Raw genomic sequence first — 14,884 nt, forward strand, 5'->3', positions numbered from 1 at the left:
GTGAGGTGGAGGTCGTGCTGGCGGGGCATCCGGCGGTGGCCCAGGCGGCGGTCGTCGTACGGGAGGACATCCCCGGCGACAAACGACTCACCGGCTATCTCGTGCCCCGCACGCCGGGCACGGCCATCAGCGCCGCCGTCGGCGAACACGCGGCGGAGCGGCTGCCGTCGTACATGGTGCCCTCGGCGTTCGTGGAGCTGGACGCGCTCCCGTTGACGGCGAACGGCAAGCTGGACCGCAAGGCGCTGCCGGTTCCCGAGTACACGGGTGCGGGTGCGGGGCGCGCGCCGGCGAACGCCCAGGAAGAGCTGGTGTGCCAGGCGTTCGCGGAAGTTCTCGGTCTGGATCAGGGCACGGTGGGGGTGGAGGACGACTTCTTCGCCCTCGGCGGGCATTCGCTGCTCGCGGTGTCGCTGGTGGAGTGGCTGCGGCAGCGTGGCGTGTCGGTGTCGGTGCGGGCGCTGTTCGGGTCGGCGACTCCCGCCGCGTTGGCGGCCGCGGCCGGACCCGAGCAGGTGGCGGTGCCGCCGAATCTGATCCCGGCGGGCACGAGCGAGATCACGCCGGAGATGCTCACCCTGGTCGAGCTGACCGAGGAGGAGATCGCCCGGGTGGCGGCGGCGGTGCCGGGCGGTGCTGCCAACATCGCGGACATCTACCCGCTCGCCCCGCTCCAGGAAGGTCTCCTCTTCCACCACCTGATGGCCGACCGGGACGGCACGGACGTCTACATCACGCCCGCGGTCATCGAGTTCGACTCGCGCAGCCGCCTCGACGACTTCTTCGCCGCGCTGCAGTGGATGGTGGACCGGCACGACATCTACCGCACCGCGGTCATCTCCGACGGGCTTCGGGAGCCGGTGCAGGTCGTGGTACGCCACGCCGAACTGACGGTCGAGGAAACGGTCCTCGACGCTGACGGGCCGGATCCGGTCGAGCAGATGCTGGCCGCGGCCGGCGGCCGGATGGACCTGGACCAGGTGCCGCTGATGGCCGCTCACATCGCCGCCGACCCGGCCGGCGACCGGTGGCTGGCCCTGCTCCGGATTCACCACCTGCTGCAGGACCACACCACCCAGGACGTGCTGTTCGACGATCTGTGGGCCTTCCTGTCCGGTCGGGCCGACGAGTTGCCGGCGCCCGTCCCGTTCCGCGACTTCGTCGCCCAGGCACGGCTCGGGACCCCGCGGGAGGAACACGAGCGGTACTTCGCCGAGCTGCTCGGCGATGTCACCGAGACCACCGCTCCGTACGGCCTGGTCGATGTGCACGGTGACGGCACGGGATCGGAACAGGCCCGCCTGCGGATCGACGACGCCTTGGCCGACCGCATACGTGAGGTGGCGCGCTCGCTCGGAGCGAGCCCGGCGACACTGTTCCACCTGGCCTGGGCCTGCGTGCTGGGCGCGGTCTCGGGCCGCGACGACGTGGTGTTCGGCACAGTCCTGTTCGGGCGGATGAACGCCGGTAAAGGCGCGGACCGCGTACCGGGCCTGTTCATCAACACGCTCCCGGTGCGCGTACGGCTCGACCAGCAGGGCGTGGCGGAGGCGCTGACCGGACTGCGGCACAGGCTCGCCGACCTGCTCGTGCACGAGCACGCACCGCTGACGCTCGCCCAGGCGGCCAGCGGCCTGCCCGGTGGCAGCCCCCTGTTCACCTCGATCATGAACTACCGGCACAACTCCGCCGGGCCGCAGGAATCGCGCACCGCGCTGGACGGAATGCAGGTGCTGTCCGCCCGCGACCTCACCAACTACCCGCTCGCCGTGGCGGTCGACGCCGACCGGTCCGGCTTCACGATCACCGTGGACGCGGTGGCGCCCGCCGATCCGGCACAGGTGGGCACGCTGCTGACCACGTGCCTGGACTCCCTCACGTCCGCCCTCCAGGACGAACCGGCCACCCCGCTCCTCACGGTGGACGTGCTGGACGGGACCGAACTGTCCGCGCTGGTGGACGGGTGGAACGACACCGCGGTGCCCGTGCCGGACGTATCGCTGCCCGAGGCGTTCGCGGCCCCGGTGGCGGCCGATCCGGATGCGGTCGCCCTGGTGTGCGGCGAAGTCGAGGTCACCTACGGTGAGTTGGACGCGCGTTCCGACCGGTTGGCCCGGACGCTGGTGGCGTCCGGAGTCAGGCCGGAGTCGACCGTCGCGGTGGCGATGGCACGGTCGGTCGATCTCGTCGTGGCGTTGCTGGCCGTGTCCAAGGCCGGTGGTGTGTTCGTGCCGCTGGACGTGGGATGGCCCGCGGCCCGGATGCGCGCGGTGGTCGAGGACGCCGACGCCTGCCTGGTGTTGGTGCACGAGGCGACGGCCGGGCTGGAGGTCGGGGTCGCGCTCATACCGGTCGACGCCACCACGCAGGCCGCGGTGGACCTGCCGGGGCCGGTTCCGCCGGGCGGGGCCGCGTACGTGATGTACACATCGGGCTCCACGGGGATGCCCAAGGGTGTAATGACCACGCACCGGGACGTGGTGCGGCTGGCCACGGACCGGTGCTGGGGCTCGACGCCGCGGGTGCTGTTCCACGCCCCCCACGCGTTCGACGCCTCCTCCTACGAGTTGTGGGTGCCGCTGCTGTCGGGCGGCACCGTGGTGATCGCGCCCGAAGAGCGCATGAACGCGGCGCTCATGCGGCGACTGGCCGCCGAGCACGAGCTGACGCACGTCCACGTCACCGCGGGCCTGCTGCGGGTACTGGCCGAGGACGACCCGGGCTGCTTCACCGACCTGCGTGAAGTGCTGACGGGCGGGGACGTCGTGCCCGCCGAAGCAGTACGCCGGATCCTGGAGGCCAACCCACACATCGTCGTGCGGCACATGTACGGGCCCACCGAGGTGACCTTGTGCGCCACCCAGCACGAGGTCGCCGACGCCGCCGAGGTCGACGCAGTGCTGCCGATCGGGCGGCCGCTGGACAACACCCGCGTGTACGTCCTGGACCACGGGCTCAGCCCGGTGCCGGTGGGCGTGGCCGGGGAGTTGTACGTGGCCGGGGCCGGCGTCGCGCGCGGCTATGTCAACCGCGCGCAGATGACGGCGGAACGGTTCGTGGCCTGCCCGTTCGGGCCGGGCGAACGGATGTACCGCACCGGAGACCTGGCCAGATGGACCCCGGACGGGCGGCTGGTGTTCGCCGGGCGTGCGGACGACCAGGTGAAGATCCGCGGATTCCGGGTGGAGCCGGGCGAGATCGAGGCGGTGCTCTCCGAGCACCCGGCCGTGGCCCAGGCCGCCGTCGCCGTACGGGAGGACACCCCCGGGGACAAGCGGCTGATCGGCTATCTGGTGCCCGTGGAACAGGGCGGTCCAGTCGCCACGGCGGTGCGCGCGTACGCGGCCGAACGCCTGCCCGAGTACATGATTCCGGCGGCGTTCGTCGAGCTGGACGCCCTCCCGCTGACCGTCAACGGCAAGGTGGACCGGGCCGCGCTGCCCGCTCCCCGGTACCTGACGGGTGCCGGACGGTTGCCGGCCGACGCCCGCGAGGAGCTGCTCTGCCAGGCCTTCGCCGACGTCCTGGGGCTGCCCACGGTCGGCGTGGACGACGACTTCTTCACGCTCGGCGGGCACTCGCTGCTGGTGACGCGCCTGGTGAGCCGGGTGCGCGCGACCCTGGACGTGGAGCTGCCGATCCGGACGGTGTTCGAGGCGCCGACGCCCGGCCGCCTGGCCGCCCGGCTGGCCGAAGCCGCCGGACCGGGGCGCACGGCGCTGGCGGCGCGCGAGCGGCCGCAGCGGCCGCCCTTGTCCTTCGCCCAGCAGCGCCTGTGGTTCCTGGGGCAACTGGACGGGCCGAGCCCGACGTACAACCTTCCGCTGGCGCTGCGCCTGACCGGGCCGCTGGACCGGGAGGCGCTCGTGGCCGCGCTGCGCGACACGATCGAACGCCACGAGGTGCTGCGCACCGTGTTCGCGGTGGCCGACGACGGCGCGCCGTACCAGCGGGTCCTCCCGGTGGCGGAGACGGGGTTCGCGCCCGAGGTCGTGGCGGTGTCGTCCGACGACCTGGCCGACGCGATCGCGCGAGCGGCTGCGTACGCGTTCGATCTGGCCGTGGAGAACCCGGTGCGCGCGACGCTGTTCGCGGTGGCGCCGGACGAGCACGTGCTGGTCCTGGTCGTGCACCACATCGCGGGCGACGCCTGGTCGATGGAGCCGCTGGCGCGCGACGTCTCGGCCGCGTACGCGGCCCGGCTGGAGGGCGAGGCCCCGGTGTGGGCGCCGCTGCCGGTGCAGTACGCCGACTACGCGCTGTGGCAACGAGAGCTGCTCGGCGACGAGAACGACCCGGACAGCCTGATCTCGCGGCAGGTGCGCTATTGGCGCACCGCGCTCGCCGGCGCTCCGGAGGAGCTGGACCTGCCGTCCGACCGGCCCCGTCCCGCCGAGTTCTCCTATCGCGGTCACCTCGCCGAGGTCGAGCTGCCGGCCGAGCTGCACCGGCGGCTGCGGGAGGTGGCACGCGCCGAGGGCGTGACGGTCTTCATGGTGCTCCAGGCCGCGCTGGCGGTGACGCTGTCGCGGCTCGGCGCAGGCACCGACGTCCCGATCGGCACGGCCGTCGCCGGGCGCACCGACCAGGCCCTGGACGACCTGGCCGGATTCTTCGTCAACACCCTGGTCCTGCGCACCGACCTGTCCGGGAACCCGACGTTCGCCGAGGTGCTTCAGCGGGTGCGCGACGACCTGCTGGCCGCCCTGGCACATCAGGACGTGCCGTTCGAGCGGCTGGTGGAGGAGCTGGCCCCGGCCCGGTCGCTGACACGGCATCCGCTGTTCCAGGTGATGCTGACGTTGCAGAACACCGCTCAGGCCGGTGGCGGCGCCTCCGCCGAGCTGCCCGGCCTGGAGACGGCCGTGCTGCCGACGGGTGCGGTGCCCGCCAAGTTCGACCTCGACCTGGCCTTCGCGGAGACCTTCGACCCGGAGGGCGCCCCGGCCGGGCTGCACGGCACACTCGTCGCGGCCGCCGACCTGTTCGACCCGGACACGGCCGAGCGGATCGTGACCTGGTTCGCCCGGGCGCTCGACGCGCTGACCCACGGCACGGACGTGCGTCTCAGTGCCGTCGACGTGCTGGACGAGACCGAGCTGTCCGTCCTCGTCGAGGAGTGGAACGACCCGGCGCTCCCGACACCGGAGGCGACGCTGCCGGAGTTGTTCGAAGCACAGGCCGCGAGGACGCCGGACGCGACCGCCGTCACGATGGGCGGCGTCGACATGTCCTACACGGAACTGGACGCCCGCGCCGACCGGTTGGCGCGTCAGCTGGCCGGGCGGGGAGTGGGCCCGGAGTCGATCGTCGGCGTGTTCATGCCGCGCTCCGCCGACCTGGTGGTGGCGATGCTGGCGGTGCTGAAGGCGGGCGGCGCGTACCTGCCGGTGGACCCGGACTCTCCGGCCGAACGCATCGCGTTCGTGCTGGCCGACGCGGGAGCCGCGTGCGTGGTCACGACGGCGGAGTACGCGTCGGTCCTGCCGCAGGGCGCGACAGCCGTGATGGTGGACGGCCCTGAGACCGAACCGGCGACCGGCGTGGAACGGCTGGAGACCGGGCGCCCGGACCAGGCGGCGTATGTGATCTACACGTCCGGTTCGACCGGGCGGCCCAAGGGCGTGCTGGTGTCGCACCGCAGCGTGGTCGCGCTGTTCGCCGCTGCCCAGGAGGTCTTCGCGTTCGGTGCGGAGGACGTGTGGAGCGGATTCCACTCGTTCGCCTTCGACGTCTCGGTGTGGGAGTTGTGGGGTGCGCTGCTGCACGGTGGCCGGGTCGTGGTCGTGCCGTTCGAGGTGTCGCGCTCGCCGCGCGAGTTCGCGGAGTTGCTGGAGCGCGAGCGGGTGACGATCCTGAGCCAGACTCCGTCGGCGTTCTATCAGCTGATGGAGGCTCAGGTGCAGCGCCCGGGTGCGCTGCATGACCTGCGGGCGGTGGTGTTCGCCGGGGAGGCGCTGGAGCCCGCGCGGCTGGCCGGCTGGTGGGAGCGGTACGGCGAGGACGGGCCGCGGCTGGTGAACATGTACGGGATCACCGAGACCACGGTGCACGTCACCCACCACCGCCTGGCCGCGGACGAGGGCACGGACGGCAGCGTCATCGGGCGTGGGCTTGCCGGCTTGTCGGTCCATGTGCTGGATGAGTGGCTGCGGCCGGTGCCCGTGGGTGTGACCGGTGAGTTGTATGTGGCCGGGGCGCAGGTGGCGCGTGGATACATGGGCCGCCCGGGACTGACCGGTGAGCGGTTCGTGGCGTGCCCGTTCGGTGCGGCCGGGGGCCGGATGTACCGCTCGGGGGACCGGGCCCGCTGGTCCGCGGACGGGCGGCTGGTGTTCGCGGGGCGTGCGGACGAGCAGGTGAAGATCCGCGGGTTCCGCATCGAGCCGGGCGAGGTGTCGGCCGTGCTCGCGGCGCATCCGGACGTGGCGCAGGCCGCGGTGGTCGCGTCCGACGACGCCCTGGGTGGCAAGCGACTGGTCGGCTACGTGACCCCTGCCGAGGGCGTCGACGCCGGTGGACTGCCGGAGACGGTGCGTGGGTTCGCGATGGAGCGGCTGCCGTCGTACATGGTGCCCTCGGCGCTCGTGGTGCTGGACACCCTGCCGCTGACGGTCAACGGCAAACTGGACCGCAGGGCCCTGCCGGCGCCGACCTACACCGCCGGTGGCGGACGCGTCCCGGCCACCACCGAGGAAGAGCTGCTGTGCCAGGCGTTCGCCGAGGTGCTGGGCCTGCCGTCCGTCGGGGTCGACGACGACTTCTTCGCCCTCGGCGGGCATTCGCTGCTGGCGGTGTCGCTGGTGGAGTGGCTGCGGCAGCGCGGTGTGTCCGTCTCGGTGCGGGCCCTGTTCGTGACACCGACCCCGGCAGGGCTGGCCGCGGTGGCAGTTCCGGAGTCGGCGGTGGTGCCGCCCAGCCTGATCCCCGAGGGTGCCACCGAGATCACGCCGGACATGCTGCCGCTGGTCGAGCTGACCGAGGACGAAGTCGCGCGGGTGGTGGGGCAGGTGCCGGGCGGCGCGGCCAACGTCGCCGACGTGTACCCGCTGGCCCCGCTGCAGGAGGGCATCTTCTTCCACCACCTGATGACCGACCGGGACGGCACGGACGTCTACGTGACCCCGACCGTGCTCGACTTCGACTCCCGCGAGAGGCTCGACGACTTCCTCGCGGCGCTGCAGTGGGCGATGGACCGGCACGACATCTACCGCACCGCGATCGTGTGGGAAGGGCTGCGCGAACCGGTCCAGGTCGTGTGGCGCCACGCCGAGCTGCCGGTCGAGGAGATGGAGCTCGACCCCGACGGCCCGGAGGCGGTCGAGCAGCTTCGTGCGGCGGCGGGCGGCCGGATCGAACTGGACAGCGCACCGCTGCTGCGGGCGCACGTCGCCGCCGGCCCCGACGGCGGCTGGCTGATGCTGCTGCGCATCCACCACCTGGTCCAGGACCACACCTCCGTGGAGGTGCTGCTCGAAGATCTGCGGGCGTTCCTGGCCGGGGAGACCGACCGGCTGGCGGCGCCGGTGCGGTTCCGCGAGTTCGTCGCGCAGGCACGGCTCGGGACGTCACGGGAGGAGCACGAGCGGTACTTCACCGGGCTCCTCGGCGACGTCACGGAGACCACCGCCCCCTACGGCCTGACGGACGTGCACGGTGACGGCGAGGAGGCCGCGCATGCCCGGCTGCGGGTGGACGACGCCCTGACCGAGCGGATGCGGGAGGTGGCGCGGTCGCTCGGGGTGAGCCCGGCGTCCCTGTTCCACCTGGCGTGGGCGCGCGTCCTCGGCGCGGTGTCCGGCCGCGACGACGTGGTGTTCGGCACGCTGCTGTTCGGGCGGATGAACGCCGGCGCGGGCGCCGACCGGGCGCCGGGCCTGTTCCTCAACACCCTGCCGGTACGCGTACGTATGGCCCGGAAGAGCGTGGCCGAGGCCCTGACAGAGCTGCGCCACCAGCTCGCCGACCTCATGGTCCACGAGCACGCGCCGCTGACGCTGGCCCAGGCCGCCGCCGGTCTGCCCGGTGGCAGCCCGCTGTTCACCTCGCTCTTCAACTACCGGCACAACCGGGACGAACCGGAGGCCGGTGAGGGCATCGAGGGAATCCGGACGATCTTCACCCGGGAGCACACGAACTACCCACTGCACCTGGCCATCGACAATGACGGACCCAGCTTCGTCATCACCGTGAACGCGATCGCGCCCGCCGACCCCGACCAGGTCTGCGCACTCATGCACACCTGCCTGACCAACCTGGTCACCGCCTTGGCGGAAGCTCCGGACACCCCGCTCGCCGCGGTCGACGTCCTGGACGCGGGCGCCCGGCACCGGATGCGGGTCGAGTGGAACGACACGGCCGTGGACGTTCCCGACGTGACCGTCCCGGCCGCGTTCGCCGCGCAGGTGGCACGCGTCCCGCAGGCCACGGCGCTGGTCTCCGGTGACGTCGAGATCGGCTATGCCGAGCTGGACGCCCGCTCGGACCGGCTGGCGCGGGCGTTGGTGAAGGCGGGCGTGGACGCGGAGTCGACCGTCGCGGTGGTGATGGAGCGGTCGGTCGATCTGGTCGTGACGCTGCTGGCGGTCCTGAAGGCCGGTGGCGTGTACGTGCCGCTGGACGCGGGCTGGCCGGTCGCACGGATGCGGACGGTGACGCGGGACTCGGGCGCGCGGTGGGTGGTGGTGCACGAGCCGACGGCCGGGCACGAGTTCCTGCGCGGCCTCGACATCCCGACGCTCTCCGTGGAGGCGGAGGCGGAGGAGTGCGCCCTGCCCCGGCAGTGGTCGCCGCAGCAGGCGGCGTACGTGATGTACACGTCCGGCTCGACAGGCGTGCCCAAGGGCGTGGTGGCCACGCACCGGGACGTGGTGCGGCTGGCGACCGATCGCTGCTGGGGCCCGCCCTCACGGGTGCTGTTCCACGCCCCGCACGCGTTCGACGCCTCGTCGTACGAGCTGTGGGCCCCGCTGCTGTCCGGCGCCACGGTCGTCATCGCACCGAACGAGCGTGTGGACGCCGTGGTACTGCGGCGGTTGATCACCGACCACCAGCTGTCGCATGTGCATGTGACGGCCGGTCTGCTGCGGGTGCTGGCCGACGAGGACCCCGGCTGTTTCGCCGGTGCCCGTGAGGTGCTGACCGGCGGGGACGTGGTGCCGGCGGAGTCGGTGCGGCGGGTGCTGGAGGCCAACCCCGGTGCAGCAGTACGGCAGTTGTACGGGCCGACCGAGGTGACGCTGTGCGCCACGCAGCACGAGGTCGGGGATGCCGCCCAGGTGGACGGCGTACTGCCCATCGGGCGTCCGCTGGACAACACCCGGGTGTACGTCCTGGACGACAAGCTCAGTCCGGTGCCGGTGGGCGTGGCCGGGGAGCTGTACGTCGCCGGGGCCGGTGTCGCGCGCGGTTACCTCAACCGGCCGGTGCTGACGGGTGAGCGGTTCGTGGCCTGCCCCTTTGAGGGCTCCGGCGCACGGATGTACCGCACCGGAGACCTGGTCCGGTGGACCCGGGACGGGCGGCTGGTGTTCGCCGGGCGGGCGGACGAGCAGGTGAAGATCCGCGGGTTCCGGGTGGAGCCCGGCGAGGTCGAGGCAGTCCTGGGCGCACACCCGGCGGTCGGACAGGCGGCCGTCCTCGTCGGCGAGGACACCCCCGGGGACAAGCGGCTGATCGGCTATCTGGTGCCCGCCGACCCGGGCGCGGCCGTCGGCGTCACCGTCCGCGCGTACGCCGCGGAACGCCTGCCCGAGTACATGCTGCCGTCGGCCATGGTCGAGCTGGACGCCCTGCCGCTGACCCCCAACGGAAAGGTGGACCGCGCCGCCCTGCCCGCTCCGGACTACGCGACGGGTGCCGGGCGGGCGCCGGCCGACGCCCGCGAGGAGCTGCTGTGCCAGGCGTTCGCCGAGGTGCTCGGGCTGCCCGCGGTCGGCGTGGACGACGACTTCTTCGCCCTGGGCGGGCACTCGCTGCTGGCGACCGTCCTCGTCAGCCGGATCCGGGCGACGTTCCACGTCGAGATGACGATCGTCGCCCTGTTCGACGCGCCGACCCCGGCACGTCTCGCACGCTGGCTCGTCCAGGCCCGGCCCGGACGGATCGAACTGGCCGCGCGGGAGCGGCCGGAGCGGGTGCCGCTGTCGTTCGCGCAGCGCCGCCTGTGGTTCCTCGGGCAGCTGGAAGGCCCCAGCGCCACCTACAACATCCCGCTCGTGACACGGATCACCGGCCCGCTGGACCGGGCCGCGCTGGACGCCGCGCTGCGCGACGTGATCGACCGGCACGAGGTCCTGCGCACGGTCTTCGCGGTGCACGGCGGCGAGCCCTGCCAGCAGAGCCTCTCCCTCGACGCATGCGGCTTCGAGCTGCCCGTCGTCGAAGTGGCCTCCGGTGACATGACCGACGCGGTGGCCCGGGCGGCGCAGCACGCGTTCGACCTCGGCACGGAGATCCCCGTGCGGGCATGGCTGTTCACGGCGGAACCCCAGGAGCACGTGCTGGTCCTGGTCGTCCACCACATCGCGGCGGACGCCTGGTCGATGGCGCCCCTCACACGCGACGTCGCGGCGGCGTACGCGGCGCGGTGCGCCGGCGAGGAGCCCGCCTGGACACCGTTGCCCGTGCAGTACGCCGACTACGCCCTCTGGCAGCGCGACCTGCTCGGCGACGAGGGCGACCCGGACAGCGTGATCTCCCAGCAGGTCGCCTACTGGCGGAACACCCTGGACGGCGCGCCGGAGGAACTGCACCTGCCGACCGACCGGCCGCGCCCGTCGACGGTGTCCTACCGGGGCCACCTGGCCCCCGTCGAGATCCCCGCCGACGTGCACGGACGCCTGCAGGAAGTGGCGCGGGAGCACGGCGTGACCCTGTTCATGACGGTGCAGACCGCGCTGGCCGTGGTCCTGTCCCGGCTGGGCGCGGGCACCGACATCCCGATCGGCACCGCGGTCGCCGGGCGCACCGACCAGGCCCTGGACGACCTGATCGGCTTCTTCGTCAACACCCTCGTCATACGGACCGACCTCGCCGGTGACCCCACGGTCGCCGACGTCCTGCGGCGGGTCCGCGACACCTCGCTCGCGGCGTTCACCCACCAGGACGTGCCGTTCGAGAAGCTCGTCGAGGAACTCGCCCCGGCCCGGTCGCTGGCCCGGCACCCCCTGTTCCAGGTGATGCTCACCCTGCAGAACGCGGGCGGGCCGGGCGGCGGACCGTCCGCGGCGCTGCCGGGCCTGCGGACCGACTCGATACCCACCGACGGTGTGGCGGCCAAGTTCGACCTCGACGTGTCCATGGGCGAGACCTTCGACGCCGCGGGCGCCCCCGCGGGAATACAGGGCATGCTCGTCGCCGCCGCCGACCTGTTCGACCGGGCGACGGCCGAACGGATCGCGGGCTACCTGGTGCGGGTCCTGAGCCTGATCGCCGACGACACCGACGTGCGCCTGAGCGCGGTGGATGTGCTCGACGCGGGCGAGCGGCGACGCGTCGTCGAGGAGTGGAACGACACCGGCGCCGCGATGCCGGCCCTGCCCGTGCCCGCGTCGTTCGAGGCGCAGGCGGCACGGACGCCGGACGCCGTCGCGGTGCTGGCCGGTGACACCCGGCTGACCTACGCCGAGCTGAACGCCCGGGCCAACCGGCTGGCCCGGCTGCTCGTCCGGCACGGCATCGGCCCGGAGTCGTCCGTCGCGGTGTGCATGCGACGTTCGGCCGACCTGCTGGTGGCTCTGCTGGCGGTGCTCAAGGCCGGCGGCGCCTACCTGCCGATCGACCCGGACCATCCGGCCGAGCGCATCGGATACATCCTCGACGACGGCCGTCCCGGGCTCCTGCTCACCAGCCGGGAGACCGACGCCGGGATGTCCGGGCCGGAACGGATCGTCGTGGACGATCCCCGTACGGCGGCGGAGCTTCGGACGCTGGACGTCCGCGACCTGACCGCCTCCGAGCGCCCCGTCGCGCTCCTTCCCGAGCACCCCGCCTACGTGATCTACACGTCGGGGTCCACCGGACGGCCCAAGGGAGTCGTCGTCCCGCACGGCGCCATGGCGAACTTCGTCGCGGCGATGGGAGAGCGCTTCCCGATGGGCGCCGCCGACCGACTGCTGGCCGTGACGACCGTGTCCTTCGACATCCACGTCCTTGAGCTGTACGTGCCGCTGCTCGCGGGCGCCGCGGTCGTGGTCGCGCAGGACACGGCCGTACGGGATCCGGCGGCGGTGGCCGCGCTCATCGACCGGTTCGGCGTGACCGTGATGCAGGCGACCCCGGCGCTGTGGCAGGCACTGCTGACCGAGCACGCCGAGGCCGCGCGCGGGCTGCGCCTGCTCGTGGGCGGCGAGGCGCTGCCGGGGACCCTGGCCGCCCGCATGACCACGGTCGGAGACACCGTCACCAACCTGTACGGCCCGACCGAGGTGACGGTCTGGGCGACCGCGGCCGGCCTCGACGCAGGCGCCACGGCCTCCCAGGTGCCGATCGGCCGCCCGGTCTCCAACACACGGGCCTACGTGCTCGACGACGCGCTGCGGCCGGTGCCGCCGGGTTCCCCGGGTGAGCTGTATCTGGCCGGTGTCCAGCTGGCGCGCGGGTACCTGCGGCGTCCGGGGCTGTCGGCGGAACGGTTCGTGGCCTGCCCGTTCGGCTCCGGCGAACGGATGTACCGCACCGGTGACGTGGTCCGATGGCGCGTGGACGGCCAACTGGAGTTCCTGGGCCGTGCGGACGACCAGGTCAAGGTCCGCGGGTTCCGGATCGAACTCGGTGAGGTCGAGGCCGTGCTGGGCCGCCACCCGGCGGTCGAACGCGCCGCCGCGGCAGTGCGTGAGGAGGCCCCGGGCGACAGGCGGCTCGTCGCCTACGTCGTGGCCGACGCCCCGGACCGGGACGACCTGGCGGACGCGGTGCGCGCCCACGCGGCCGAGCGGCTGCCGTCGTACATGGTGCCCTCCGCGGTCGTGGTGCTGGACGCGCTGCCGCTGACCGCGAACGGAAAGCTCGACCGCAAGGCGCTGCCGGCGCCGGACTTCGCGGCCGTCGCCGGCTCCGGCCGGGCTCCGGCGGGTCCGCGCGAGGAACTGCTGTGCGCGGCCTTCGCCCAGGTGCTGGGCCTCGAACGCGTCGGCGTGGACGACGACTTCTTCGCCTTGGGCGGGCACTCGCTGCTGGCCGTCTCCCTCGTCGAGCATCTGCGCGAACGCGGGGTGCCGGTGTCGGTGCGGGCACTGTTCCAGAACGCCACACCTGCCGGGCTGGCGGCCGCGGCCGGCCCGGAACAGGTGACGGTGCCGCCGAACCTCATCCCGCCGGACGCGACCGAGATCACGCCGGACATGGTGACCCTGGCCGACCTGACCGAGGCGGAGATCGCCCGGGTGGTCGACACGGTGCCCGGTGGCGCGGCCAACGTCGCGGACATATACCCGCTGGCCCCGCTCCAGGAAGGCATGTTCTTCCACCACTTGATGGCCGGGGGCGACGACGGCGACGTGTACGTGCTGCCGACCGTGCTCGACTTCGCCTCGCGGGACCTCCTCGACGGGTTCCTGGCAGCGCTGCAGCAGGTCGTCGACCGGCACGACACCTACCGGACGGCGGTCGTCTGGGAAGGACTGCGCGAGCCGGTGCAGGTCGTGTGGCGCGCCGCCGACCTGCCGGTGGACGAGGTCGTCCTCGACGCCGCCGCGGACCCGGCCGGGCAACTGCTGGCCGCAGCGGGAGGATGGCAGGCCCTGGACCGGGCACCGCTGATGCGAGTTCGGATCGCCGCCGTGCCGGACACCGACCGCTGGGTGGCGCTGCTGCTCATCCACCACCTGGTGCAGGACCACACCGCCCTGGACGTGCTCCTGCACGAGGTGCGCGCGTTCCTGTCCGGGCGCGCCGACGAACTGCCCGAACCCGTGCCGTTCCGCGGGTATGTGGCGCAGGCGCGGCTGGGGACCGCGCGCGAGGAGCACGAGGCCTACTTCTCCGGCCTGCTCGGCGACCTGACCGAGCCGACCGCCCCGTACGGGCTGATGGACGTGCACGGTGACGGCGGCGCCGAGGCGCGCGCCCAGCATTGGGTCGACGACGAGCTGGCCGAACGGGTGCGCAGGCTGGCGCGGTCGAGGGGAGTCAGCGCGGCGACCGTCTTCCACCTGGCGTGGGCCCGGGTGCTCGGCGCGCTGTCGGGCCGCGACGACGTGGCGTTCGGCACGATCGTCTTCGGCCGGATGAACTCGGGGACGGCCTCCGACCGCGTGCCGGGCCTGTTCATGAACACGCTGCCGGTGCGCGTCCGCCTCGACGGCACCGAGGCCGATGCCGCGCTGTCGGACATGCGGACCCAACTCGCCGAGCTGATGGTGCACGAGCACGCACCGCTCACGCTGGCCCAGTCCGCCAGTGGCGTGCCGGGCGGCACCCCGCTGTTCACATCGCTGTTCAACTACCGGTTCACCGCCGCCCCGGACGCCGAACCCGTCGACGAGCAGGACGATCCCGTGGACGGCATCGGCCTGCTGGCCTACCGGGAACAGAGCAACTACCCGCTGACCATGTCCGTGGACGACGCCGGTGAGCGGTTCCTGCTGACCGCTGACGCGCACGCCCCGGCCGACCCCGACCAGGTCTGCAGGCTCCTGCACACCTGCCTGGACAACCTGGTCTCCGTTCTCGAAACGGCACCGGGCACGGGGCTCGCCGCGGTGGAGGTGCTGGACACGGCGGAACAGCGCCAGGTCCTGCACGAGTGGAACGGCCCGGTCAGGGACGTACCGCAGGTGTCGCTCGCGGACTTGTTCGCGGCGCAGGTGGTGCGGTCTCCGGATGCGGTGGCGTTGGTTGGTGGTGGTGTGGAGTTGTCGTATGCGCGGGTGGAGGTGTGGGC

Annotated in this window: 1 protein-coding gene; it reads left to right on the forward strand. The window is 72.9% G+C overall.

What is annotated here, in order from left to right:
* The coding region (locus tag ACYVMZ_RS38590) for an amino acid adenylation domain-containing protein (protein ID WP_461087881.1) at positions 1 to 14,884 on the forward strand (14,884 nt) is incomplete at both ends.

Source organism: Streptomyces deserti (genome assembly GCF_054782695.1).